Raw genomic sequence first — 23,104 nt, forward strand, 5'->3', positions numbered from 1 at the left:
CCCGTCCGGAGTCCCAGGCGGTGGTCAGCGGCGTGCGGTGACGCCCTCCACCGCGAACAGTTGCCCCTCCACGTGATCGAGGGCCAGTCGCAGCGCCCCGGTGGCCACCGCGGCCTCGCCGAGCAGCGACAGAGTCACCTTCGGCGGACGCAGACAGTAGCGGGCCAGCTCGCGGCGCAGCGGCTCCAGCACACCGTCCAGCCCGGCCGCCCAGCCGCCGATGACGACCAGTTCCGGATCGAGGGCCAGCACCAGCGCCGCCACGTCGTGCACCAGCCGCTGGATGAAGCGGTCGACGGCGGCACGGGCCCGCAGGTCGCCCTCCCGGGCCTGCCGGAACACCACCGCCACGGCCTGCTCGTCCAGCGGGTCCAGCGGCTGGTCGGTCGTGGACAGCAGCGTCTCGGGCGTCACGCCCCGGCCCAGCAGGTGCAGCGCGCCGATCTCGCCGGCCGCCCCGCCGAAGCCCCGGTGCAGCCGCCCGCCGATCAGCGCGCCGGCCCCGGGGCTGAGCCCCGCCAGGACGAACACCATGTCGTCGCACTCGGTGGCCGAGCCCTTCCAGTGCTCGGCCACCGCCGCCGCGTTCGCGTCGTTCTCCACCAGCACCGGGCACTTGAAGGAACGCCCCAGCCGTTCGCCGAGGCGCAGCCCCGTCCACTCGGGCAGGGCGGTGCTCAGCCGCACGGTGCCGTCCGCCTCGACGATGCCGGGCGTCGCCGCCCCCACGGCGCGCAGCGAACCGCGCGCCACACCGGCCCGGCGCAGCAGTTCGGCGATGGCGGCGCGCAGCCGCTCCAGCCGTTCGTCGGCGGAGGCGGTCTCGTCGACCTCCTTGGCCTGGGCGCCGATCACCCGCCCGTCGAGGCCGGACAGGAGCGCGGCGACCCGGTGCGGGCCGATCTCCAGGCCCAGCAGGTGCCCCGCCTCGGCCCGGAACCGGAACCTGCGCGCGGGACGTCCCTGCCGGCGGGCCGCGCCCTCGTCGGCCGCCTTCTCGACGACGAGGCCGGCCGCGATGAGCCCTTCGACCACGCCCTCGACGGTGGGCCGGGACAGCCCCGTCACCCGGGTGATCTCGGTCAGTGTCGCGCAGTCCGTGGCACGCAGCGCGTGCAGCACCACCGCGGAGTTGATCCTCCGCAGCAGCGAGGGGTCGCCACCGGTCAGCCCGCCCACTGTCCGTCCTCCCAGTTGGAGCGCGTGTTGGCCGGATCGTACTCGTCCGGCGGCACCCCGGCGAGCGCCGGTCCGCTCCCCGGCCCCGCCGCCCCTCCAGGACCGGGCCGGTGGGCGACGATCACGGCCCGGGGGCGGCGCATTGCCCAACGTGGCCTGAAACGGGCCCATATGGGCCGTGCCTACCGCTCCGCGGGGCGCCGGCCGGGCTGACGCGACGCCAATTGTCGGTGGCGGCCGGTTTACTGGACGGCATGGACATCGCGCAGCGTCTCGCCGCCCTCGACGAGCTGTGCTTCCGGCCTCTGCCGGCGGAGCACGGCGGCCCGCCGGGCTCCGGGTACCACGTGGTCGTACTGGAGAGCACCCGGGGGCTGCGCGGCGGCGGCCCGTCCGGGCGCGCGGTGACGCGGGAGCAGTACGCGGCGTACCGCGACGCCCTCCACGAACGGCTCGCCGTCCGCTGGGGCCCCTCGGACCCGTGGAACCTGGACACGGTCCTGCTGCGCACCGCGGACGAGGAGATACCCGAGCCGTGGGCGGGTCTCGCCCGCCGCGCCCGGATGGCCTACCTCTGGGAGGCGGCGGACACCGGGCGCTGGATCGCGCTGGCCGTCGCCGACCGCGACGACGGCGACGAGATACGCCTCCTGGCCCTCGCCACCCCGACGGCCCCGCCCTGAAGAGCCGGCCCGCGGCCGGGGGCGCCGGCGCGGCCGGGGACGCGGCACTGCCTCGGGCGCCACGGACCGGGGAGGGCACCCCGGCCGGGGCCCGTGCGGACCCCGCACCGGCCCCCACCACACCGGCCCCCACCACACCGGCCCCGGAACGCGCCGGCCGCCCTGCGCTCGGACCACGCGGGCCGAGCGGGGGCGGCCGGCGACCGGTCCGGCGGGAGAACGGGCGTCAGAGGATGGCGCCGGGCGTGTACCCCGCGGCCTCCGGACGCTGCTTGACGATCTCCTCGATGCGGGCGACGACCTCCGCCACCTGGCCGGACGCCGCACCCGTGAAGGACAGCTTGTCGGCCATCAGCGCGTCGAGCCCCGCCCGGTCCAGCGGGATGCGCTCGTCGGCGGCGAGCTTGTCGAGGAGTTCGTTGCGCTCGGCGCCCCGCTCCCGCATGGCGAGCGCGGAGGCCACCGCGTGCTCCTTGATCGCCTCGTGGGCGACCTCGCGGCCCACGCCCGCGCGCACCGCGCCCATCAGCACCTTGGTGGTGGCGAGGAACGGCAGGTAGCGGTCCAGCTCCCGGGCCACGACGGCCGGGAAGGCGCCGAACTCGTCGAGGACGGTCAGGAAGGTCTCCAGCAGCCCGTCCAGCGCGAAGAACGCGTCCGGCAGCGCCACCCGGCGCACCACCGAACAGGACACGTCGCCCTCGTTCCACTGGTCGCCCGCCAGCTCGCCGGTCATCGACGCGTAGCCGCGCAGGATCACCATCAGCCCGTTGACGCGTTCGCAGGAGCGGGTGTTCATCTTGTGCGGCATCGCCGAGGAGCCGACCTGGCCCGGCTTGAAGCCCTCCGTGACCAGTTCGTGCCCGGCCATCAGGCGGATCGTCTTCGCCAGCGAGGAGGGCGCCGCCGCGAGCTGCACCAGCGCGGTGACGACCTCGTAGTCCAGCGAGCGCGGGTAGACCTGGCCGACGGAGGTGAAGGCGCGGGAGAAGCCGAGGTGGCCGGCGATGCGCTGCTCCAGCTCCGCCAGCTTGCCGGAGTCGCCGCCGAGCAGGTCCAGCATGTCCTGCGCCGTGCCGACCGGGCCCTTGACGCCGCGCAGCGGGTAGCGGCCGAGCAGCTCCTCCACCCGGCCGTAGGCGACCAGCAGCTCGTCGGCGGCGGTGGCGAAGCGCTTGCCGAGCGTCGTGGCCTGCGCGGCCACGTTGTGCGAGCGGCCGGCCATGACCAGCTCGCCGTACTCACCGGCGAGCTTCCCCAGCCGGGCCAGCACGGCCACCGTGCGGTCGCGGACCAGCTCCAGCGAGAGCCGGACCTGCAACTGCTCGACGTTCTCGGTGAGGTCGCGGGAGGTCATGCCCTTGTGCACGTGCTCGTGCCCGGCGAGGTCGTTGAACTCCTCGATACGGGCCTTCACGTCGTGCCGGGTGACCCGCTCCCGGTCGGCGATCGAGGCGAGGTCGACCCGGTCGAGGACGCGCTCGTAGTCGGCGAGCGCGGCGTCGGGCACCTCGACGCCCAGGTCCTTCTGGGCCCGCAGCACGGCGAGCCAGAGCTGCCGCTCCAGCCTCACCTTCTGCTCGGGCGACCAGAGCGTGGCGAGCTCGGTGGAGGCGTAGCGTCCGGCGAGGACGTTCGGGATGCGGGGCTTGGCGGGCGCAGGAGTCACGTGCACGGAGTCTACTGACGATTCGCGCAGGCCGGCGGCCCGGGCCCGTTCGTGGGAAGCCACAAGGCGCGCGGTGTCCGCGGGGCGGTCAGGCGGGACCCTCGTAGGGGAGCAGTTCCGGGCGCTTCGGGGGCAGGCCGTCGCCGGAGGAGCGGCCGGTGAGGCGGCGGCCGATCCAGGGCAGCAGGTGCTGCCGGGCGAACCGGACGTCGGTGACCCGCCGCGCCACCCAGCCCGGGGGCGGGGTCGCCGGGGGCGGGGTGTGCCACCGGGGGTCCTCGGGCGGGTAGCCGAGCCCCTGCCAGACGGCCTCCGCGACCCGCCGGTGCCCGTCCGCGGTCAGGTGCAGCCGGTCCACGTCCCACAGCCGCGGGTCGGACAGCGCGGGCGCCCCGTACAGGTCGACGACGACGGCGCCGTGCCGGGCGGCCAGGTCGTCGACGCACGCGAACAGCGCCTCCATGCGCGGCCGGAACCTCTCCAGTACCGGACCCTGGCGGCCGGGGCTGCGCATCAGCACCAGTTGCCGGCAGTTCGGCGCCAGCCGCTCCACCGCCTCGGTCAGCCGGGCACGCACCAGGCCCATGTCACAGTTGGGGCGCAGGGTGTCGTTGAGGCCGCCGACGAGCGTGATCACGTCGGCTCCCATGGCGGCGGCGACGTCCACCTGTTCGTCGACGATCTGGCCGATGAGCTTCCCGCGCACGGCCAGGTTGGCGTACCGGAACCCGGGGGCGCGGGCGGCCATCCGCGCCGCGAGGAGGTCGGCCCAGCCCCGGTAGGAACCGTCGGGCAGGAGGTCGGACATGCCCTCCGTGAAGGAGTCGCCGACGGCGACGAGGCTGCTGTGGGTGGGGTTCGTCTGCATGGCGCCACCGATGGTAACGCGGCTCCATACCTGTCGGTCGGTCACCCCGTCCCGGCCCGGGAAACCCCAGGGGCGCGTGCCGGGAACGGTCCGCGGTGGGCAACCGCCCGCCGACCGGACCCGCCGTTCAGACCCCCTGCCCGAACAGTTCCCGCAGCACGTCCTGCATCGTCACCAGCCCCGCAAGCCGGCCGTCCGGGCCCAGGACCGCGGCGAGATGGGTCCGGCTGCGCCGCATCGCCGTCAGGACGTCGTCCAGCGGAGTGCTCTCCCGGACCCGGGCGATCGGCCGCATGTCCCGCAGCGGGAACGGCGCGTCCCGAGGGAAGGCGTCCAGCGCGTCCTTGACGTGCAGGTAGCCCACGATCCGCCGTCCCTCGTCCACCACGGGGAAACGGGAGAACCCCGACTCGGCCGACAGCCGCTCCAGCCCCTCCGGAGTGATGCCCACGCGCGCGTGCACCACCTGTGCGAGCGGCAGCACCACGTCCCGCACCGGCCGCCGGCCCAGCTCCAGGGCGTCGTGCAGCCGTTCGCGCGCGCGGTCGTCGATCAGCCCCGCCTCGCCGGCGTCCTTGACGATCTCGGCCAGTTCCGTGTCCGTGAAGGTCGCCGCCACCTCGTTCCTCGTCTCCACCCGCAACAGGGCCAGCAGGGCGTTGGCGAAGGCGTTCACCGTGAAGATCACCGGGCGCAGCGCCCGGGAGAGCGCCACCAGCGGCGGACCGAGCAGCAGCGCGCTGCGCACCGGCTCGGCCAGCGCGATGTTCTTCGGCACCATCTCGCCCAGCAGCATGTGCAGGTACGTCGCCAGGGTCAGCGCGATCACGAAGGAGACCGCGTGTCCGGCGCCGGAGGGTACGCCCAGCGCGTGGAACACCGGTTCCAGCAGGTGCGCGATGGCCGGCTCGGCCACGATGCCGAGGACCAGCGTGCACAGGGTGATCCCGAGCTGGGCCGCCGCCAGCAGCGCCGACACGTGCTCCAGTCCCCACAGCACGCTCCGCGCCCGCCGGTCGCCCTCCTCGGCGTACGGCTCCACCTGGCTGCGGCGTACCGAGATCAGCGCGAACTCGGCGCCCACGAAGAAGCCGTTGACGACCAGCGTCAGCAGGCCGACCAGCAGTTGCACGGCGGTCATCGTCCGCTGCCCTCCTCGTCGCCCTCCTCCGGCGCCGGCGGGGCGTGCAGCAGCACACGGGCCGCCCGGTGCCCCGGGGCGTCCACGACGTCCAGGCGCCACCCGGCGACCTCCAGGCTGTCCCCGACCTCCGGGATGCGCCCCAGCACGGCCGCGACCAGCCCCGCGACCGTCTCGTAGGGGCCGTCGGGCACCCGCAGCCCGAGGCGCGCGAGCCGGTCCACCCGGGCCGCGCCGTCCGCCCAGTACAGGGCACGGCCCTGCTCGTCGGTGCCGGCCGGGTCCAGTTCGGGCGTCTCGTGCGGATCGTGCTCGTCGCGGACCTCGCCGACGACCTCCTCGACGATGTCCTCCAGCGTCGCCACGCCCGCCGTGCCGCCGTACTCGTCGACGACGACGGCCATCGTCCGGCGCCCGGAGAGCCGTTCCAGGAGCCGGTCCACGGTCAGCGTCCCCGGCACGAGGAGTGGCTCGCGCATCAGTTCCGCGACCGGCGTCCGGGACCGGCGGTCGGCGGGCACCGCGAGGACGTCCTTGACGTGCGCGGTGCCCACCACCGTGTCCAGCCCGCCCCGGTGGACGGGGAACCGGGACAGTCCCGTGGCCCGCGACGCGTCCGCCACGTCCTCGCAGGTCGCCCCCTCCTCCAGGGCCACCACCTGGACGCGCGGCGTCATCACGTTCTCCGCCGTCAGATCGGCCAGGTTCAGGGTCCGCACGAACAGCTCGGCCGTGTCCGCCTCCAGCGAGCCCTCCTTCGCGGAGTGCCGGGCGAGGGCCGCCAGCTCCTGCGGCCCCCGCGCCGACGCCAGTTCCTCGGCCGGCTCCACCCCGAGCCGGCGCACCACGCGGTTGGCCGTGTTGTTCAGGTGGGTGATGAACGGCCGGAACGCGGCGCTGAACAGGCGCTGCGGAGGCCCCACCCGTTTCGCCACCGCCAGCGGCGAGGAGATCGCCCAGTTCTTCGGCACCAGCTCGCCGACGATCATCAGGAAGACCGTCGACAACGCCGTGCCCAGCACCAGTGCCAGCGAGGTCGCCGTCGAGCCGGTCGCGCCCAGCGCCCTCAGCGGGCCCCGCAGCAGCGCCGCGACCGAGGGCTCGGCGAGCATGCCGACGACCAGGTTGGTGACCGTGATGCCGAGCTGCGCCCCGGACAACTGGAACGTGAGCTGCCGTACCGCCTTCAGGGCACCGGCCGCCCCCCGCTCACCGCGCTCGGCGGCCCGTTCCAGCTCCCCGCGCCCGACCGTGGTCAGCGAGAACTCCGCCGCCACGAAGGCACCACAGGCCAGCGAGAGCAGGATCGCCACCAGCAGCAGGAGCACTTCGGTCATCGGTCACCTCCGTCCCATGATCGGCCAGGACGCGGAGGTTCGCGCGGCGTCGTGCCCCGGCCGCCCGGCCCGTCGGCCGGTGAGCGGCCTCGCCCCGCGGCGCCGCTGCCCTTCCGGCGCGTACCCGGCGGCCCGCCGCGCATGCCGCGCCGCCGCGCCATCGGGTCACCGCCGCCGGCACCACCGGGCCCTCCCCCCGCCGCCCGCCGGGACGTACGAGACGCTCCTCGGCGGCGGCGCGGAGAGCGGGCCAGGTCCCGTGGCGGCGCCGGTCCGGGGCGGTACGCCCGTCATCCGTGCGGGTGGCGCGCGGGCCGTGGCACCCCGGCTCCCCACCCGGCCCGGCCGGGCACCGGCCGGCGCCTACAGGGGTCTGACCCAGCGTCGCCAGTGATCCTCCCGGTGGTACCCGGCCGCGGCCCACGTCCGGTGGGCCTGCTCGTTGGCCTCCAGGACCATCGCGTCGACGCGCCGCCCGCCGAGGGCCGCGAAGCGTCGCCCGGCGGCGCGCAGCAGCGCGGTGGCGATCCCCTGGCGGCGGTGGTCGGGGTGGACGGCGAGCCGGTAGGCGGAGCACCGCCATCCGTCGAAACCGGCGATGACGGTTCCGGTGAGGACGCCGTCGCGCTCCGCGAGGAGCAGGGCCTCGGGGTCGCGCGTGATGAGGCCGGCCACGCCGTCGTGGTCGTCGCTGATGCTCGTTCCCTCCGCGGCCTCGCGCCAGAACCGGAGCACGGTGTCGACGTCCGAGAGGACGGCGCAGCGGATGTGGAGATCGCTCATGGAGGGGAGCCAAGCAGAACGCCGCTCCGTCTGGCGAGCGATTTCCGCGCCCCGGGCGGACGACCGGCCGCTCACCGCCGTCGGCGACCGAGCAGGGTGCCCGGACCCCGTGCCTGCCGGCGGAGGGCATCGGCGCCGTACTCGCCCGGCCCCCCCGCCGGCCCGCCCCACGGCGTCCTGCGACCGGACACACCCGTCGCCGAGATCACCGGCGACGGAGTGCCGCTGGGGGCCGGCGGCGGGGTCCCCGCGAGGACCGTGGCGGTGGCGACGGCCCCGGCGACCGCCCCGCCCGCTGCCGGACCAGGCCGGGCCGGACACCCGTACGGCCACCACCTGCCACCGCGCAGCCGACGGCGCCCCGATGACGGAACCGGCCCGCGTGGTGGACGGACGGCCGCACGGTGCGGAACCCTGCGCTCCAGGCGGTGGTCCCACCACGCTCGTGCCGTGCGGTGCCGGGCACCGGCGGGTCTGCGGCACGCGGGCCCCCACGCATGCGGACCCCCGTACGCGGCCCCCCGTACGCGGACCCCCCGTACGCGGGCCCGGCACGTGGTACCCGCCGGGCCGGGGGCCGCGCAGCCCGCCCGTGCGCCTACGTCCCGTCCGCCTCCCGCCACGCGGTGCCCAGCACGCAGTGCGACGTGGGCAGCGCCGGTCCCCGCTCCGGGAGGAGCATCCGCCGGTAGGGGCCCAGCGTGAACCCGGCCGCCCGCAGCGAGGCGACCGGATCGCGGGCGACATGGCAGCCGCCGGCCAGCACGGGCCACAGGGTCAGGTCCAGGGCGCGCTGGGTGAACCGCATCGCGGGCCCGCCGCCCCGCCCGTGCTCGAAGAACCGCACCTCGCCCCCGGGCCGCAGCACCCGCCGCGCCTCCGCGAGCGCCCGCTCCACGTCGCGGACGCTGCACAGCACCAGCGACACCACCACGGCGTCGAACGCCTCGCTCTTCACCGGCAGCGCCTCCGCCGCGCCCGGCACCACGTCGACCGGCACCCCGGCGCGCAGGGCGGCCCCGACGGCCAGCCGCCGCAGCAGCCGTTCGGGCTCGATGGCCACGACCTCCGAGACGGTGCGGGGGTAGTGCGCGAAGTTCAGGCCGTTGCCCGCGCCGACCTCGAGCACCCGCCCCGACAGCCCGGCGAGCATCCGCTCCCGCACCCGGCCGAGGCCCCACCGCGTCTCGGCCCGCACACTGACGCGCGCGTAGCGCCGGGCGAACACGGGGTGGTGGACGGCGTCCCCGGGCGCGCGGGACCGTCCGGTACGCCACGCCATCGGACCTCCCTCTCCGAACGGGTCCTTTCCCCGGAGTGTCCCCCGGCGAGCGCGCCCGCACGCCGCTGAAGAGAGGTGTTCGGCGCGCACCGCGCGCCGTCCGTGCCCCGAAGCGCCCCCCGGTCGGTCAGCGTCCTTCCCGCGCCCGGAAAACCCCCGCGTCCCACGTGCCGTGGAGCCGGGGCGCCAGCCACCCCGGCGCCGCCCGGCGGAACGCCGCCGGTGTCCGGAGGCCCGCGCCCTCGGGGAGCGCGCCGAGCAGCGGGGCTCCGGCCACCTCGGGCAGGTCGGTGAGGTTGCAGCGCGCGGCGAGGTCCGGGCCGGCGGGCCAGCTCCCGATCACCAGACCGGCCTGCTCCAGCCCCCGGCGGCGCAGTTCACGCGCCGTCAGCTCCGTGTCGTTGAGCGTGCCGAGACCGGCCCGCACCACGACCAGGACCGGCGCCGTCAGCAGCCCGGCGGCGTCCGCCAGGGTCCCGCCGTCCGCGTCGAACCGCACGAGCAGCCCGCCCGCCCCCTCCACCAGCACCAGATCGTGCTCGGTGGCCAGCTTGGCCGCGGCCTCGGCCACGTCGTACGGACGCACCGGCGCCCGCCCTGCCCGCCGCGCGGCCGTCCCGGGTGCCAACGGTTCCGGATACCGGGCGACCTCGGCCGCCGTGACCGGCCCCGCCAGCCGCGCCGCCTCCGCCGCGTCACCGGCCTCGCCGGGCCCCACGCCGGTCTGCGCCGCCTTCAGCACCGCCACCGACCGGCCGGCCGCCACCGCCGCCGCGGCCAGCGCGGCCGTGACGACCGTCTTGCCGACCTCCGTGCCCGTGCCCGTCACCACCAGGAACGCCATGTCAGCCCTCCCGCGCCGCCGCGCGGACCGCCCGCGCGATCCGCGCCACGTCCTCGTCGCCCGTGACGTACGGCGGCATCGTGTACACCAGGTCGCGGAACGGGCGCAGCCACACGCCCTCGCGCACGGCCGCCGCGGTCGCCGCCCGCATGTCCACCTCGTGGTCGAGCTGGACGACCCCGATCGCGCCGAGCACCCGGACGTCGCGCACGCCCGGCAGCTCCGCCGCGGGGGCCAGCCCCTCGCGCAGCCCCGTCTCGATGCGGGCGACCTCGGCCCGCCAGTCCTGGCCCAGCAGCAACTCGACCGAGGCGCGGGCGACGGCCGCCGCCAGCGGATTGCCCATGAACGTCGGCCCGTGGGCCAGCACCGGCACCTCGCCGCGCGCGATGCCCTCGGCCACCTCGGCGGTGCACAGCGTCGCCGCCATCGTGAGGTAGCCGCCGGTCAGCGCCTTGCCGACGCACATCACATCCGGCGTCACCCGTGCGTGCCCGGCCGCGAACAGGGCGCCGGTGCGCCCGAAACCGGTGGCGATCTCGTCGAACACCAGCAGCACGCCGTGCGCGTCGCACGCCTCGCGCAGCACCCGCAGGTACGCGGGGGAGTGGAACCGCATCCCGCCCGCGCCCTGCACCACCGGCTCGACGATCACCGCGGCCAGTTCGCCGGCGTGCCGCTCGACCGCCGACCGCAGGTGGTCCGCGTACGCCTCCTCGTACTCCTCTGGCGGCGCGTCCGCGAAGACCTGGCGGGGCAGCACGCCGCCCCACAGCTCGTGCATGCCGCCCTCGGGGTCGCACACCGACATGGGGTGCCAGGTGTCGCCGTGGTAGCCGCCGCGCCAGGTCAGCAGCCGGCGCTTGGCCGGCCGGCCCAGCGAACGCCAGTACTGGAGGCACATCTTGACGGCGACCTCGACGGAGACCGACCCGGAGTCGGCGAGGAAGACGTGCTCCAGTCCCTCGGGCGACACGTCCACCAGGAGCTTCGCCAGCCGTACGGCGGGTTCGTGGGTGAGCCCGCCGAACATCACGTGGCTCATCCGCTCCAACTGCTCGCGGGCGGCCTCGTTGAGCACCGGGTGGTTGTAGCCGTGGATCGCCGACCACCAGGACGCCATCCCGTCGACGAGTTCCGGCGAACCGTCGGCGGGCCGCAGCCGCACCCCGCTCGCCGACTCCACGACGAGCGGGTCCTGCCGGCCCGGCATGGGGCCGTACGGGTGCCAGACGTGCCGCCGGTCGAGGTCGAGCAGCCCGGCCACGGTGAGGTCAGGCATTGGGCGCGAGGTCCGTTCCGGCGCCCCGCCGGCGCACCGCGACCAGGTCGGTCCGGGCCTCGCCCGCCGCCCGCGCGGGGCCGGGAGCGGCCTCGGCGGGACGGGACTCCGCCCCCGCCGCACCGGAACCGCAGGGTCCGCACCCCGCGCCGGATGCGGCACCGGTCCCCGTGCCGCCCGCGCCGGAGGCCGCGCCGCCCCCCGTGTCCGCCGCGCCGGCCGGGGAGCCGGAGCCCGCCCCGGCCGTACCGGAGCCGTGGCCGGACCGCGCCCCCGCCTCGCCGGAACCGCACGGTCCGTCCGCATCGGCAGGTCCGCCGCAGCCGTCCGCGCGGTGGGCCGGCAGCGTCGTCTCGCCCGCGCCCTCCACCTCGAAACCGGCGTCCGCGATCATCTCCAGGTCGGCCTTGCCGGCCTGTCCCTCACTGGTCAGGTAGTCGCCGAGGAAGAGGGAGTTGGCCAGGTGCAGGGCGAGCGGCTGGAGGCTGCGCAGGTGCACCTCGCGCCCGCCCGCGATGCGCACCTCCACGTCGGGGCAGACGAACCGGGTCATCGCCAGGATGCGCAGGCACCGCTGCGGGGTGAGGTTCCACTCCTTGGCGAGCGGCGTGCCCTCGAACGGGATGAGGAAGTTGACCGGCACCGAGTCGGGGTCCAGCCCGCGCAGCGAGAAGACCACGTCGACCAGGTCCTCGTCGCTCTCGCCCATGCCCGCGATCAGACCCGAGCAGGCGGAGAGCCCCGCCGCGTGCGCCCTGCGCACCGTGTCCACCCGGTCGGCGTACGTGTGGGTGGTGGTGATGCCCGCGTAGGCCGCCTCGGAGGTGTTGAGGTTGTGGTTGTAGGCGTCGGCGCCGGCCTCCCGCAGCCGTTCGGCCTGCCCGTCGGAGAGCAGCCCGAGACAGGCGCACACCTCCACGTCCTCGTGGTGGTCCTTGATGGCCCTGATCGTCTCGGAGACCCGGTCCACGTCCCGGTCGGTCGGACCGCGCCCGCTGGCCACCAGACAGACCCGTTTGGCGCCGCCGGAGACGCCCGCGGTGGCGGCCTCGGCCGCCTGACCGGGCTTGAGCCAGGTGTACTTGAGGATGCCGGCCTCGGAACCCAGCCGCTGCGAGCAGTACGAGCAGTCCTCGGGGCACAGGCCCGACTTGAGGTTGACGAGGTAGTTGAGTTTCACCCGGCGGCCGAACCAGTGACGGCGCACCTTGCCGGCCGCGGCCACCACGTCGAGCAGTTCGTCGTCGGACGTGGCGAGGACGGCCAGCGCTTCCCCGCGGGTCGGCGTCTCGCGCCGAAGCCCCTTGTCCACCAGCGTGTTCAGCAGGTCCATGAGAGCCGATCCTGTCGTACGGGACGGCCTCGGGCCAAGGAGACTTCACACAACCCTGACCGATCACCGTGTGGGTATCGCCACACCTCGTACCCCCGTCCGGACCGCTAGTCTCTGTTCACTGCCTACAAAAACCGCCTGCTGACCGCGGTGACGCGAGCCCGGAGGACCACCCATGGCGTTCGGCTGGATCGACGAGCGGCGCCGGGCGCGGCACCGGGCCGGACTGGTGCGCACGCTGCGCCCCCGGGCACCCGGCTCCCCGCTGCTGGACCTGGCGGGCAACGACTACCTCGGCCTGTCGCACCACCCCGAGGTGGTGGAGGGCGCGGCCCGCGCCGCACGGGTCTGGGGCGGCGGTGCCACCGGCTCCCGCCTGGTCACCGGCACCACCGAGCTGCACACCGAACTGGAACGCGAACTCGCCGCGTTCTGCGGGTTCGAGGCCGCGCTTGTCTTCTCCTCCGGGTACGCGGCCAACCTCGCCGCGGTGACCGCGCTGGCCCCGCACGGCTCCCTGATCGTCTCCGACGCGGGCAACCACGCCTCGCTGATCGACGGCTGCCGGCTGGCCCGCGGCACGACCCGGGTCGTCGCCCACGCCGACCCGGAGGCCGTCGGCGAGGCGCTGCGCCGCCACGAGGGCCCGGCGGTCGTGGTCTCGGACACGGTCTTCTCGGTGGACGGGGACGCGGCCCCGCTGGCCGCGCTCGCCGGGGTGTGCCGGGAGCACGGCGCCGGTCTGATCGTCGACGACGCCCACGGCTTCGGCGTCCTCGGCGAGGGCGGCCGGGGCGCTCCGCACGCGGCGCGACTCGCGGGGGCCGAGGACGTGGTGGCGACGCTGACGCTGTCCAAGTCGCTCGGCAGCCAGGGCGGCGCGGTGCTCGGCCCGGCGCGGGTCGTCGACCATCTGGTCGACACGGCGCGGACGTTCATCTTCGACACCGGTCTGGCCCCGGCCGCGGTGGGGGCGGCGCTGGCCGCGTTGCGGCTGCTGCGGGGCGAACCGGAGCGCGCGTCGCGGGCCCGCGCCGTCGCGGGCGCCCTGTACGCCGGGCTGACGGCCGCGGGTCTGGAAGCGGTGCGTCCGGACGCCGCGGTCGTCTCCGTGCGCGCGCCCTCCCCGGAGCGCGCGGTGCGCTGGGCGGCGGACTGCCGTGCGGCGGGCCTGGCCGTGGGGTGCTTCCGCCCTCCTTCCGTGCCCGACGGGGTCTCACGGCTCAGGCTCACCGCCCGTGCGGACCTCTCCGGGGGGCAGGTCGAGCGTGCGGTGCGGGTGATCGGCGAAACGCGGCCATGAGTCGGCGTGCACGGCCGTGTCCCGCCCGGCGGGGTCCCTAGGAACCGGTCCCCGGCAGGGTGCGGGCGGCGCCGGCGGTGAACGACGTCCAGCTCTCCGGGGAGAAGAGCAGGGCGGGTCCGGCCGGGGCCTTGGAGTCGCGCACGGCGAGCCGTCCGGCCCAGGGGCCGGTCGACGGCCGGGCCGTCTCCACGCAGTTGTTCGCTCCGGTGCTGTAACTGCTGCGCAGCCACGCGACGTCGTGCAGTGCGGTGCACGGGGTGCTCGCGGTGCCGGTGGGGGTGTTCCGAGGAAGTGCGGACATGGTGCCTCCTTACGCGCCTGCCGCTGTCGCGGCGATGTAGTCCAACGAGTCCTCGGGCGAAAGGGCATGGGTGACCAGGGCGTCGAAAGCCCCTGAGTACGCCTCTAAGTCTTCTTTCCGGTCCAGATAGACGCTACTCGTCAAGTGGTCAAGAACGACCACGTCGAGATCGGAAGTGTTCGAAAAGGAAAAGATGACGAAAGGGCCGGTGACGCCGATGTGCGCCCCGGCGGAAAACGGCAGCACCTGGAGCCTGACGTGCGGCAGACGTGCCGCCTCCACGAGCCTCGTCAACTGGCGGGCCATCACCCCCGGGCCGCCCACCTCCCGGCGTAGCACCGCCTCGTCCAGGACCGCGTGCAGCGTGAGCGGCTGCTCCGCGCGCAGTACGTCCTGCCGGGTGAGGCGGACCTCCACCAGCGTGTCGAGCCGGTCCTCCGGCTCCCCGTCCACCGCCGCGCGCGTCACGGCGCGGGCGTACTCCGGCGTCTGCAGCAGCCCCGGCACGACCGTGGTCTCCAGGGTGCGCATCGCGCCGGCCTGCGACTCCAGGCTGATGAAGTCCCGGTAGGCCGGCGGCAGCACGCCCCGGTAGGCGTGCCACCAGTGGTGCCGGCCCCCGGGGTCCTCGGAGCCGGCCAGCGTGGCCAGCAGGTCCCGCAACCGCGGGTCGTCCACGCCGTACGCGTCCAGCAGCAGCCTGACGTCGGCGGGCTTGGCCCCGCTGGTGCCGGTCTCGATGCGGCTGACCTTCGACTGGTGCCAGCCCACCAGGCCGGCCGCCTCACCGCTGGTGATCCCCGCCGATGTCCGCAGGGCGCGCAGTTCCGCGCCCAGTTTACGGCGTCGCACCACGGGGCCGTGCTGCATGGGCCACTCCCTTACTTCTCAGGGGCCGCCCAAATACGCTCTGCCGTCGCAGAGTTCACCGCTTCGAGCGACAGATATATGCATAACTTGGTGGATCGGCGCCCTCGGGGGTGCGTTGATGGCACTCTGGCGGCGAAGCACCAGTCCGGGACCGTACTCCAACCGTCCGCTCCGTGTCGGACCGCGGTCCCGTGGGAAAAGGACGGCGTCGCCATGGCAGACCATCTGGAAGCATCCGTCACTCTGCCGAGCGATGCGGTCTCGGTGGCCGCCGCGCGCACCCACGTGATGGGCACGCTCGCCGAGTGGGGCCTGCCCGCCGGGGCGGAGCTGGCCGAGACCGTCCGGCTCGTCGTCTCCGAGCTGGCGACCAACGCGGTCCAGCACACGCTCGGGCAGTCGCCGACCTTCACCGTGGACCTCGGGCTCGACCACGAGGGGTGGCTGCGGGTCGGCGTCACCGACAGCCACCCACGGCTGCCCAAACGGCTGCCGGCCGCCGTCCAGCAGGACAACGGCCGGGGCCTGGTGATCATCCGTTCGCTCACCGCGGAGTGCGGCGGACGGCTCAGGATCCGGCGCACGCGCGAGGGCGGCAAGACCGTCTTCGTCGAACTGCCCTGGCCGGTCCCGCTCGGTCCGGCGGGGCCGGCCGCGGACACCCTGCCCGTCGGTCAGGGTGCCGGACGGGAGACGGCGCGGACCGCTGAGCCGCGGGGCTGAGGCCCGGTACGGCCGCGGCACCGGCCGGCCGGCGACGGGACACCGGTGGCGGCGCGCGGCGACCGGTCCGCGTGCCGAGGTACGGAGGCGCCGTCGCCGCGCCCCGGGCCCGGGGCCGCCCGTGGCGCGCGTGCGTTCCGGTCCGGCCACGGTGGTGACGGCCGGTCAGGGGGCCGCCCCCACCGCGTGCCGGATCACTTGACCCGGCCGTACCAGACGCTCTTGGTCCAGATCTTCTGCAGGCGCACCACGTCCCCGGTCTTCGGGGCGTGCCAGATCTTGCCGCCGCCGGCGTAGATGCCGACGTGGTAGACGCTCCGGCCGGAGTGGAAGAAGACCAGGTCACCGGCCTTGCGACTGCCGGAGGAGATGTGCCGGGTCTTGTTGTACTGCTGGGCGGCGGTACGCGGCAGCTTCTTGCCGGCCTTGTTGAAGGAGTACAGCGTCAGCCCGGAGCAGTCGAACCTGCCAGGACCCGTGGCGCCCCACTGGTAGGGGGAGCCCTTCTTGGAGGCGGCGATCTGTACCGCCTTGGCGGCGTGGGGTGCCGCGGCGGCCTCGGAGGCGGCGCCGGGGATCACGACGGAGCCGCCGACGGCGGCGAGGGTGAGGGCCGAGGCCGTACCGGCACGGGCCATGAGCGACGGGACACGATTGAGCGCAGACATGCGCAACCCTTCGTCAGCCGCCTGTGAAGGATGACCTGTCGGATTCGGGCTGGCGAAGTTGCCCGGCCGCACGTGTGCGGCTTCACCCCAAGGGCTGCTCGGCCCGGCCGTGGCGCGACCGTGCCGGCGACCCGTCGTGCTCGGGTCCTCCACTCCTGCCGATCCACTTCTGTCGACCGGTCGTCCGGGCGGCGGCAGGACTCGGCGTCCACCCGGACCGCCCCGCCGTGGTGGCGGGGGCTTGTCGTCCGAGACGGATCTTGTCCCATCGGAGGACCGAAAACTCCTCGCACAGGTGTGGCTGTGTTGTTACTCACCACTGGCCTGTTCGGGTGGACGGGCCGGTGCCCCGGGTGCCGCCGGGCCCCTCCGGGAGGCCCGGACCAGGAGCGGAACGCGGCATTCCGGCTCCATGGGGCGGGCCGTCGCGCAACCGCGGGGGGACGAAGGAGGGAGGTGATTCTCCACCGAAAGGGGGGAGACCGTTCGGTCCGTTCCACCACCGGGCCGGAGTAGGCCCGAGCCCCGCCCGGTGCCGGCCGGCCGCGCCCCCGACCACCTCCCCCGCGCGGCCCTCGCCGTTCCTCGCCGTTCCTCGCGGCCACCGTCCCGGGTGGCCCGCGCTGCCCGTGACCGGGGCGCGGGGGTGGGTCAGACGTCGTCGGGCGGGAGGGTGACGCGGGCCGTGCGCCGGTCGCCGTCGAGTACCCGCAGCGCCCGGACCAGGGTGGCGGTGTGGAATTCCGTCTCACCGCGCCGGTGCATCAACGCCAGTGCGTCCCGCAGGCCGGCCGCCTTGCCGACCAGTGCCTGGGCGGCGCGCAGCCCGCGGTACGTGTCGCCGTCCCGCGTCGGGTTGACGCGGCCCAGCAGGTCGACGACGTCCAGGTAGCGGTCGATCACCTCGGCCTCGGCGCGCGTCAGCGCGGGCAGCGGCGGCGGTTCCGGGGACGGCATCCGCGGCTCACCTTCCCCCGGGAGCGCGGCGCACCGTGGTGCGGGCGGGGACGATCCGGTCCGCCAGCCCGTAGGCCACGGCCTGCCGGGCGTCGAGGACGGTGACGTGGTCGAGGTCCGCGCTCACCCGGTCCGCGGCGCGTCCGGTGTGCCGGACGAGGATCTCCTCCACGAGGGCGCGGAGCCTGCCCAACTCCTCGGCGCGCACGGCCAGGTCGCTCGCCGTGCCCTCGATCGGCTCCTCGGCCGCGGGCTGGCGGAGCAGCACCCGTGCCCCCGGCAGGACGGCCCGTTTGCCGGGGGTGCCGGCCGCGAGCAGCGGGGCGGCGGCCGGCCCGGCCTGGCCCAGACAGATCGCCTCGATGTCGCAGGTCACGAAGCGGAGCGTGTCGTAGATCGCGGCCATGGCGGTGAAGGAACCGCCGGGGGAGTTGAGATACAGCGCGATGTCCCGGTCGGGGGCCCGGTGCTCCAGCAGGAGGAGCTGGGTGATCACGTCCTGCGCCGAGATCTCGTCGATCGGCGCCCCGAGCATGATCACCCGTTCGTCCAGCAGCTTCGCGTAGGGGTCCGTCACCCGTTCCCCGAGGCTCGTGCGGTCGCGGAACTCCGGCAGGACGGTACGGGCGGACGCTCGGGACATGGGGGAACCCTTCCTCGTGGCGGAACCGGGCGGCGGTGCCCGTTCACGCCGGCTGCGACGCTGAGAGACCGTAAAAAATGTACAGGACGTACGTTCTGGGGGAGTGGGGTTCGCCGTTCGCCCGCAGCGGAAGGGAGGGTGGGCGAACCGTAAGCTGGAGCCATGGCCTACGAGATTCCGGTGACGCGAGCCAGGGCCGAGCTGGCCGACCTGATCAACCGCGTGGTGTACGGCGGCGAGCGCGTCGTCGTGACGCGGCACGGCAAGCCCCTGGTCGCCCTGGTGTCCGCGGCCGATCTCGAACGGCTGGAGGAGCGGCAGGCGCAGGCGCGGGAGACGCCGCGGGAGGAGGGGGAGGCGCCGGAGATCGTGAGTTCCGTCTCCACCGTGCGCGATCTCCCGGCCTCGGCACCGCGCGAGCGGCAGCGCTTCGGTATCGCGGCGGAGCACCGGGGACCGAACCCGGCCTGATCCCCGCCCCGGCGCGGACCCCCGCCGTGGCCGGTGCCGCAGGGCGGCCTCGCTCACCAGGAGAAGCGGCGGCGCGTGCTCCTCCTGCTCCAAAGCCCGACCGCCTGGCGGTGGACGGTGCCGGTCGTGCTGCCCGATGCCGGCTGCGGCGGCCTCGGTGACGGCGCGGACGCCTCCCGCGCTCCGGCAGTCGGCCGCTCGGCGATCCGCCGTACCGGCGGCGGATCCCACGGCGACCACCTACGGCCCCGCCGCGCAGCCGGAGCCCGTGAAGCCGGGCGAGGCGGCGTTCCGGCGGGACCTGCGACGCGGGCTCGATGAGGCCGGACTGCCCGCGCCGCTGTTCAACCACCCCACGGGCGGGGACGTGTGGACGCAGGAAACGCGTTCCCCCTGCTCCGCGGGTCCGGTACGGGAGTGATCCAGCAAGTACGCCGCCCGGCGCGTCGGCGCCGACGACAACCAGTACTACGGTTCCTTCAGCTCCTCCGGGAACTTCGGCACCCTTCCGCCCTCCAGCCGGCGCGGCCACGACCACCCGGTCGGCAGGGTCCTCACCGACGGGCCACGCGGGGGGTGGGGCTGGCAGGTTCGCGTGCCCCTCCCCCTGCCCCGGACCACGGCGGCGGATCGCGGCCCGCGCGACCGGAGGAGTCCGGCGTCCGAGGAGACGACCGCCGTATGACCGTGCGGCCCGGCCCCAGCCCGCAGATCACCGCACGCGTGCTGCACCGACTGGCTCCGCCGGACACCGGACCAACCCCGTGCCCGCCCTCGGAACCGTTGACCCGACGCGAAAAGGAGGTGGCGGCGCTGATCGCCGCGGGGCTGACGAACACCGGGATCGGCGAAGAACTCGTCGTCTCCCTCGCCACCGTCAAATCCCATGCGGCCCACCTCCAGCGCGAGCTGGGGGTTCGCAACCGTGTGGGGATCGCCGCGTGGGCATGGCGGACCGGTCTCGCACCGACCGAAAGACCCTGGACGTCACGAAGGCGCCGCGTGACAGCGGATGGTCACCGTCCGGTGCGGGCTCCACCGCCGCTCGGCCGCGGCCAACAGCTCCCGGCCCGGCCGCTCGTACCAGGCTGCCGCCGCGGCATCGAATGCGACGACGTCGGGCACCGGGCGGGGGCCACGGCGCCGCGCCTTCTCCACTGCTCGACCGATCGGCGGGGCGCCGGTCCCACGAGCGGTCCCCACAAGCCGCCCCGCACGCAGGCCGGGTGCCGTCCCAGCGTGCCCGCTCGCACGCCTGACGTGGCGGCGTCGGGCGCGTCGGACGGCGGGTGCCGCGGGTGCCGGGCGGGAGCCGGCTCGTTCGTGGTGCCGAGGGTGGTCCCGGCGAGAGGGGTGGACCGCTCGTGGCGGGGCGGTGAAAGAACCGCGGAGGCATGTGAAGGTCGTGAGTACATGCCGAAAGGGACCGATATCAGGGTTCGTCGAAGCTCATCACGAAAATGACGTGGCGAAAGCATTCTACTCCGATCGACCCCTGTGAATCCAACCGCGCTTTTTGAACACGGGCGTGGCATAGGGGATCATTTTTGTGTGTTACATCTAGAGCCGTCGCGATGACCGCGGCACCGGGCCGGTCGGTCCGGCGTGAATTTCTGTGAGGTGGTACGTGCAACTGACCCCGCACGAGCAGGAGAGACTTCTGATCCACGTGGCCGCGGACGTGGCCGCCAAGCGCCGTGCCCGAGGCGTGCGCCTCAACCATCCCGAGGTGGTCGCCCTGATCACCGCGCACATCCTCGAAGGCGCCCGGGACGGCCGCACCGTCGGTGAACTCATGGAGTCCGGGCGGCAGGTGATCGCCCGCCACGAGGTCATGGAGGGCATACCGGAGATGCTCCACGACGTGCAGGTGGAGGCCACCTTCCCCGACGGGACCAAGCTGGTCACCGTGCACGAGCCGATCGTGTGAGGGGGAGGACAGCGATGATTCCCGGAGAGATCCTCTTCGCCGACGAGCCGGTCGCCGTCAACGAGGGGTGCGAGATCACCCGCCTGACCGTGCTCAACACCGCCGACCGGCCCGTCCAGGTCGGCTCCCACTACCACTTCGCCGAGGTCAACCCCGCGCTCGACCTCGACCGCGCCCTCGCCCGCGGCAAGCGGCTCGACATCGCCGCCGGCACCGCCGTCCGGTTCGAGCCCGGCATCCCGGTCGACGTCGCACTCGTGCCGCTGGCCGGCGCCCGCGTCGTGGCGGGCCTGCGCGGCGCCATCGGAGGTGCCCTCGATGCCTGAACTGTCCCGCGCGGCCTACGCCGACCTCTTCGGACCGACCACGGGCGACCGCGTCCGCCTCGCCGACACCGACCTCCTCGTCGAGATCGAGGAGGACCGCAGCGGCGGCCCCGGCCGCTCCGGTGACGAGGCCGTCTTCGGCGGCGGCAAGGTCCTGCGCGAGTCCATGGGCCAGTCCCGCGCCACCCGCGCCGACGGCGCCCCCGACACCGTGATCACCGGCGTCGTGATCCTCGACCACTGGGGCGTCGTCAAGGCGGACGTCGGCATCCGCGACGGCCGGATCACCGGCATCGGCAAGGCCGGCAACCCGGAGACCATGGACGGCGTCCACCCCGACCTCGTCATCGGTCCCGAGACGGAGATCATCGCCGGCAACGGCAAGATCGTCACCGCCGGCGGTATCGACACGCACGTGCACTTCATCGCGCCGACCGTCATCGACGCGGCCCTCGCCTCCGGCATCACGACCCTCATCGGCGGAGGCACCGGCCCCGCCGAGGGCAGCAAGGCGACCACCGTCACGCCCGGGGCCTGGCACCTGGCCCGGATGTTCGCGGCCCTGGAGACGAGCGCCGTCAACATCGGCCTCATGGGCAAGGGCAGCACCATGTCCAAGGAGTCGATGCGCGACCAACTGCGCGCCGGCGTCCTCGGGTTCAAGGTGCACGAGGACTGGGGCGCCACCCCCGCCGTGATCTCCGCCTGCCTGGACGTGTGCGACGAGTCCGGCGCCCAGCTCGCCATCCACGCCGACACCCTCAACGAGGCCGGGTTCGTCGGCGACACCTTCGACGCGGTCGGCGGACGCACCCTGCACGCCTTCCACGTGGAGGGCGCCGGCGGCGGCCACGCGCCTGACATGATCACGGCGGTCTCGCTGCCGAACATGCTGCCCGCGTCCACCAACCCGACGCGGCCGCACACCGTCAACACCGTCGAGGAACACCTCGACATGCTGATGGTCTGCCACCACCTGAACCCCGCCGTCCCCGAGGACCTGGCCTTCGCCGAGTCCCGCATCCGGCCCAGCACCATCGCGGCCGAGGACATCCTCCACGACATCGGGGCCATCTCGATCATGTCGTCGGACGCCCAGGCCATGGGCCGCATCGGCGAGGTGATCCTGCGCACCTGGCAGACCGCGCACGTGATGAAGCGCCGCCGCGGTCACCTCCCCGGCGACCTGCGGGCCGACAACCACCGCGCCCGCCGCTACGTCGCCAAGTACACGATCAACCCCGCCGTCGCGCAGGGCATCGACCACGAGGTCGGCTCGGTGGAGACCGGCAAGCTCGCCGATCTGGTCCTGTGGGACCCGCGGTTCTTCGGCGTGAAGCCACAGGTCGTGATCAAGGGCGGGCAGATCGCCTACGCCCAGGTGGGCGACCCGAACGCCTCCATCCCCACCCCGCAGCCGATCCTGCCGAGGCCCATGTACGCCACCCTCGGGCGCGCACCCGCCGGCAACTCGGTGAACTTCGTGACCGAGACGGCCCTGGCGGACGGACTGCCCGAACGCCTCGGCCTGGGCAAGGAGTTCGTGCCGATCCGCTCCACCCGCGGGCGCACCAAGGCCGACATGCGGGAGAACGACGCCCTGCCCCGGGTCGAGGTCGCCGCCGACTCCTTCGCGGTGACCATCGACGGAGAACTCGTCGAACCCTCCCCCGCCGCCGAACTGCCGCTGGCCCAGCGGTACTTCCTGTTCTGAGCGCCGGCATGAACCGTGCCGCGCTCCTCGTCCTCGCGGACGGCCGCTTCCCCGCCGGCGGATACGCCCACTCCGGCGGGGCGGAGGCCGCCGTCAAGGCGGGACGCATCACCGACACCGCGAGCCTGGAGGACTTCTGCCGGGGGCGGCTGCACACGAGCGGGGCCGTCGCGGCCTCGCTGGCCGCCGCGGCCGCGCTCGGCCTCGACCCCGGCGCGCTGGACCGGGCCGCCGACGCCCGCACGCCCTCGCCCGCCCTGCGCGCGGTGGCCCGCAGGCTCGGGCGGCAGCTCGTCCGGGCCGCCCGCGCCGCCTGGCCGCACCAGCGGCTGGACGCCCTGGTACGGGACTTCCCCAAGGGCGCCCACCAGCCCGTCGCCCTCGGCGTCGCCGCCCACGCGGCCGGCCTCGGCCCCGAGGACGCCGCGTACTGCGCCGCCTACGAGGCGGTGAGCGGACCGGCGACGGCCGTGGTCCGGCTGCTCGGCCTCGACCCCTTCGAGGCCACCGCCGTCCTCGCCCGGCTCGCACCCGACGTGGACCGCGTCGCCCACGAAGCCGTCGCCGCGGCCCACCGCGCCGCGAGCGAGGGCACCGACGCCCTGCCCGCGCGCTCCGCGCCGCTGCTGGAGATCGGCGCCGAGGCCCACGCGGCCTGGCCCGTACGGCTGTTCGCGTCCTAGACCGGGCCGTCGACGGCCCGCACCCACCCCGAGGCCCGGGAACTCCCGGGCCCCCACACCCCGGGCTCGCCCCTGCCCGCCGCGGGCCGGCACACGACGTGCCGCGCCCCG

The 23,104-nt window shown here is 74.7% G+C and carries 25 protein-coding genes and 1 riboswitch; of the genes, 9 read left to right on the forward strand and 16 right to left on the reverse strand.

The annotated features are described in order from the left end of the window. Positions 1 to 24 precede the first annotated feature (24 nt). Together VM636_RS26000 and VM636_RS26005 are read right to left on the reverse strand one after the other, a co-directional pair. Positions 25 to 1,179, reverse strand: coding sequence for an ROK family transcriptional regulator (locus VM636_RS26000; protein ID WP_030418620.1), 1,155 nt, complete (start codon positions 1,177 to 1,179; stop codon positions 25 to 27). Next, on the reverse strand, positions 1,167 to 1,322 hold the full coding sequence (locus VM636_RS26005; RefSeq protein WP_158786377.1) for a hypothetical protein: 156 nt from the start codon (positions 1,320 to 1,322) through the stop codon (positions 1,167 to 1,169). Before VM636_RS26005 ends, VM636_RS26000 begins: the two co-directional genes overlap by 13 nt. A 111-nt stretch (positions 1,323 to 1,433) precedes the next feature. Between VM636_RS26005 and VM636_RS26010 the strand changes: the two genes are divergently transcribed. Beyond that, entirely contained in the window at positions 1,434 to 1,862 is a 429-nt protein-coding gene (locus VM636_RS26010; protein ID WP_030418619.1) for a hypothetical protein, read from the forward strand. A gap of 226 nt (positions 1,863 to 2,088) precedes the next feature. Here the strand turns inward: VM636_RS26010 and purB are convergent, their stop codons facing one another. The 9 genes from purB to bioB form a co-directional block, all read right to left on the reverse strand. Then, positions 2,089 to 3,531, reverse strand: a complete 1,443-nt coding sequence (purB, locus tag VM636_RS26015; RefSeq protein WP_030418618.1) for an adenylosuccinate lyase — start codon at positions 3,529 to 3,531, stop codon at positions 2,089 to 2,091. Between the two features lie 88 nt (positions 3,532 to 3,619). Beyond that, positions 3,620 to 4,399, reverse strand: a complete 780-nt coding sequence (locus VM636_RS26020) for an SGNH/GDSL hydrolase family protein (protein WP_030418617.1) — start codon at positions 4,397 to 4,399, stop codon at positions 3,620 to 3,622. Between the two features lie 127 nt (positions 4,400 to 4,526). After that, on the reverse strand, positions 4,527 to 5,540 hold the full coding sequence (locus tag VM636_RS26025; RefSeq protein ID WP_053914093.1) for a hemolysin family protein: 1,014 nt from the start codon (positions 5,538 to 5,540) through the stop codon (positions 4,527 to 4,529). Further along, complete coding sequence (locus VM636_RS26030) at positions 5,537 to 6,877, reverse strand: hemolysin family protein (protein ID WP_053914092.1); 1,341 nt, start codon at positions 6,875 to 6,877, stop codon at positions 5,537 to 5,539. The genes VM636_RS26025 and VM636_RS26030 overlap by 4 nt, the downstream gene beginning before the upstream one ends. Positions 6,878 to 7,240: 363 nt before the next feature. Next, a complete protein-coding gene (locus VM636_RS26035) occupies positions 7,241 to 7,660 on the reverse strand; it encodes a GNAT family N-acetyltransferase (RefSeq protein ID WP_030418614.1) in 420 nt (139 codons plus the stop codon). A 598-nt stretch (positions 7,661 to 8,258) separates the two neighbouring features. Continuing rightward, positions 8,259 to 8,942, reverse strand: a complete 684-nt coding sequence (locus VM636_RS26040; protein ID WP_030418613.1) for a class I SAM-dependent methyltransferase — start codon at positions 8,940 to 8,942, stop codon at positions 8,259 to 8,261. A gap of 127 nt (positions 8,943 to 9,069) precedes the next feature. Next, the gene (gene bioD, locus VM636_RS26045) at positions 9,070 to 9,786 is read right to left on the reverse strand and encodes a dethiobiotin synthase (protein ID WP_053914091.1); all 717 of its coding nucleotides are present in this window, start codon (positions 9,784 to 9,786) and stop codon (positions 9,070 to 9,072) included. A 1-nt stretch (position 9,787) separates the two neighbouring features. Next, entirely contained in the window at positions 9,788 to 11,068 is a 1,281-nt protein-coding gene (locus VM636_RS26050; protein ID WP_053914090.1) for an adenosylmethionine--8-amino-7-oxononanoate transaminase, read from the reverse strand. Next, positions 11,061 to 12,401: a biotin synthase BioB gene (gene bioB, locus VM636_RS26055; RefSeq protein ID WP_053914089.1), complete on the reverse strand. Its 1,341-nt coding sequence runs from the start codon at positions 12,399 to 12,401 to the stop codon at positions 11,061 to 11,063. Before bioB ends, VM636_RS26050 begins: the two co-directional genes overlap by 8 nt. A 175-nt stretch (positions 12,402 to 12,576) precedes the next feature. On the opposite strand from bioB, the gene VM636_RS26060 reads away from it, so the two are divergent. Then, positions 12,577 to 13,704 (forward strand): 8-amino-7-oxononanoate synthase, encoded by a 1,128-nt coding sequence (locus VM636_RS26060; RefSeq protein ID WP_053914088.1) that lies wholly within the window; start codon positions 12,577 to 12,579, stop codon positions 13,702 to 13,704. Between the two features lie 37 nt (positions 13,705 to 13,741). On the opposite strand, the gene VM636_RS26065 is transcribed toward VM636_RS26060, so the two are convergent. Together VM636_RS26065 and VM636_RS26070 are read right to left on the reverse strand one after the other, a co-directional pair. Then, positions 13,742 to 14,008 (reverse strand): DUF397 domain-containing protein, encoded by a 267-nt coding sequence (locus VM636_RS26065; RefSeq protein ID WP_030418608.1) that lies wholly within the window; start codon positions 14,006 to 14,008, stop codon positions 13,742 to 13,744. 9 nt (positions 14,009 to 14,017) lie between these two features. Beyond that, positions 14,018 to 14,878, reverse strand: coding sequence for a helix-turn-helix transcriptional regulator (locus VM636_RS26070; protein ID WP_030418607.1), 861 nt, complete (start codon positions 14,876 to 14,878; stop codon positions 14,018 to 14,020). Between the two features lie 213 nt (positions 14,879 to 15,091). On the opposite strand from VM636_RS26070, the gene VM636_RS26075 reads away from it, so the two are divergent. Further along, a complete protein-coding gene (locus tag VM636_RS26075; RefSeq protein WP_051821197.1) occupies positions 15,092 to 15,601 on the forward strand; it encodes an ATP-binding protein in 510 nt (169 codons plus the stop codon). A 194-nt stretch (positions 15,602 to 15,795) separates the two neighbouring features. Here the strand turns inward: VM636_RS26075 and VM636_RS26080 are convergent, their stop codons facing one another. The 3 genes from VM636_RS26080 to VM636_RS26090 form a co-directional block, all read right to left on the reverse strand. Continuing rightward, a complete protein-coding gene (locus VM636_RS26080; protein ID WP_030418605.1) occupies positions 15,796 to 16,269 on the reverse strand; it encodes a C40 family peptidase in 474 nt (157 codons plus the stop codon). A gap of 3 nt (positions 16,270 to 16,272) precedes the next feature. Continuing rightward, a riboswitch (cyclic di-AMP (ydaO/yuaA leader) is annotated at positions 16,273 to 16,486 on the reverse strand. Positions 16,487 to 16,920: 434 nt separating this feature from the next. Beyond that, positions 16,921 to 17,226 (reverse strand): hypothetical protein, encoded by a 306-nt coding sequence (locus tag VM636_RS26085; RefSeq protein ID WP_030418604.1) that lies wholly within the window; start codon positions 17,224 to 17,226, stop codon positions 16,921 to 16,923. Between the two features lie 7 nt (positions 17,227 to 17,233). After that, positions 17,234 to 17,869, reverse strand: coding sequence for an ATP-dependent Clp protease proteolytic subunit (locus VM636_RS26090; RefSeq protein WP_053914087.1), 636 nt, complete (start codon positions 17,867 to 17,869; stop codon positions 17,234 to 17,236). Positions 17,870 to 18,031: 162 nt separating this feature from the next. Between VM636_RS26090 and VM636_RS26095 the strand changes: the two genes are divergently transcribed. The 6 genes from VM636_RS26095 (at position 18,032) to VM636_RS26120 (ending at position 22,993) form a co-directional block, all read left to right on the forward strand. After that, positions 18,032 to 18,340 (forward strand): type II toxin-antitoxin system Phd/YefM family antitoxin, encoded by a 309-nt coding sequence (locus VM636_RS26095; protein WP_030418602.1) that lies wholly within the window; start codon positions 18,032 to 18,034, stop codon positions 18,338 to 18,340. Between the two features lie 681 nt (positions 18,341 to 19,021). Further along, positions 19,022 to 19,804, forward strand: a complete 783-nt coding sequence (locus VM636_RS26100; protein ID WP_234340446.1) for a LuxR C-terminal-related transcriptional regulator — start codon at positions 19,022 to 19,024, stop codon at positions 19,802 to 19,804. 163 nt (positions 19,805 to 19,967) lie between these two features. After that, positions 19,968 to 20,270, forward strand: coding sequence for an urease subunit gamma (locus VM636_RS26105; protein WP_030418601.1), 303 nt, complete (start codon positions 19,968 to 19,970; stop codon positions 20,268 to 20,270). A 14-nt stretch (positions 20,271 to 20,284) separates the two neighbouring features. Continuing rightward, complete coding sequence (locus VM636_RS26110) at positions 20,285 to 20,596, forward strand: urease subunit beta (protein ID WP_030418600.1); 312 nt, start codon at positions 20,285 to 20,287, stop codon at positions 20,594 to 20,596. Continuing rightward, on the forward strand, positions 20,589 to 22,310 hold the full coding sequence (locus VM636_RS26115) for an urease subunit alpha (RefSeq protein ID WP_030418599.1): 1,722 nt from the start codon (positions 20,589 to 20,591) through the stop codon (positions 22,308 to 22,310). The genes VM636_RS26110 and VM636_RS26115 overlap by 8 nt, the downstream gene beginning before the upstream one ends. 8 nt (positions 22,311 to 22,318) lie before the next feature. Beyond that, entirely contained in the window at positions 22,319 to 22,993 is a 675-nt protein-coding gene (locus VM636_RS26120; RefSeq protein ID WP_053914086.1) for an urease accessory UreF family protein, read from the forward strand. The last annotated feature ends 111 nt before the right edge of the window (positions 22,994 to 23,104 follow it).

The organism is Streptomyces sp. SCSIO 75703, from assembly GCF_036607905.1.
In the GTDB taxonomy this organism is placed as follows: Bacteria; Actinomycetota; Actinomycetes; order Streptomycetales; family Streptomycetaceae; genus Streptomyces.

Coding starts and splice junctions, on each gene's coding strand:
- VM636_RS26070 (WP_030418607.1), bottom strand. CDS start 14,878: ATGCAGCACGGCCCCGTGGTGCGACGCCGTAAACTGGGCGCGGAACTG.
- VM636_RS26025 (WP_053914093.1), bottom strand. CDS start 5,540: ATGACCGCCGTGCAACTGCTGGTCGGCCTGCTGACGCTGGTCGTCAAC.
- VM636_RS26050 (WP_053914090.1), bottom strand. CDS start 11,068: ATGCCTGACCTCACCGTGGCCGGGCTGCTCGACCTCGACCGGCGGCAC.
- VM636_RS26090 (WP_053914087.1), bottom strand. CDS start 17,869: ATGTCCCGAGCGTCCGCCCGTACCGTCCTGCCGGAGTTCCGCGACCGC.
- VM636_RS26100 (WP_234340446.1), top strand. CDS start 19,022: ATGACCGTGCGGCCCGGCCCCAGCCCGCAGATCACCGCACGCGTGCTG.
- VM636_RS26110 (WP_030418600.1), top strand. CDS start 20,285: ATGATTCCCGGAGAGATCCTCTTCGCCGACGAGCCGGTCGCCGTCAAC.
- VM636_RS26065 (WP_030418608.1), bottom strand. CDS start 14,008: ATGTCCGCACTTCCTCGGAACACCCCCACCGGCACCGCGAGCACCCCG.
- VM636_RS26095 (WP_030418602.1), top strand. CDS start 18,032: ATGGCCTACGAGATTCCGGTGACGCGAGCCAGGGCCGAGCTGGCCGAC.
- VM636_RS26005 (WP_158786377.1), bottom strand. CDS start 1,322: ATGCGCCGCCCCCGGGCCGTGATCGTCGCCCACCGGCCCGGTCCTGGA.
- VM636_RS26085 (WP_030418604.1), bottom strand. CDS start 17,226: ATGCCGTCCCCGGAACCGCCGCCGCTGCCCGCGCTGACGCGCGCCGAG.
- VM636_RS26020 (WP_030418617.1), bottom strand. CDS start 4,399: ATGCAGACGAACCCCACCCACAGCAGCCTCGTCGCCGTCGGCGACTCC.
- VM636_RS26080 (WP_030418605.1), bottom strand. CDS start 16,269: ATGTCTGCGCTCAATCGTGTCCCGTCGCTCATGGCCCGTGCCGGTACG.
- VM636_RS26030 (WP_053914092.1), bottom strand. CDS start 6,877: ATGACCGAAGTGCTCCTGCTGCTGGTGGCGATCCTGCTCTCGCTGGCC.
- VM636_RS26010 (WP_030418619.1), top strand. CDS start 1,434: ATGGACATCGCGCAGCGTCTCGCCGCCCTCGACGAGCTGTGCTTCCGG.
- VM636_RS26060 (WP_053914088.1), top strand. CDS start 12,577: ATGGCGTTCGGCTGGATCGACGAGCGGCGCCGGGCGCGGCACCGGGCC.
- bioB (WP_053914089.1), bottom strand. CDS start 12,401: ATGGACCTGCTGAACACGCTGGTGGACAAGGGGCTTCGGCGCGAGACG.
- VM636_RS26115 (WP_030418599.1), top strand. CDS start 20,589: ATGCCTGAACTGTCCCGCGCGGCCTACGCCGACCTCTTCGGACCGACC.
- VM636_RS26120 (WP_053914086.1), top strand. CDS start 22,319: ATGAACCGTGCCGCGCTCCTCGTCCTCGCGGACGGCCGCTTCCCCGCC.
- VM636_RS26040 (WP_030418613.1), bottom strand. CDS start 8,942: ATGGCGTGGCGTACCGGACGGTCCCGCGCGCCCGGGGACGCCGTCCAC.
- bioD (WP_053914091.1), bottom strand. CDS start 9,786: ATGGCGTTCCTGGTGGTGACGGGCACGGGCACGGAGGTCGGCAAGACG.
- VM636_RS26075 (WP_051821197.1), top strand. CDS start 15,092: ATGGCAGACCATCTGGAAGCATCCGTCACTCTGCCGAGCGATGCGGTC.
- VM636_RS26035 (WP_030418614.1), bottom strand. CDS start 7,660: ATGAGCGATCTCCACATCCGCTGCGCCGTCCTCTCGGACGTCGACACC.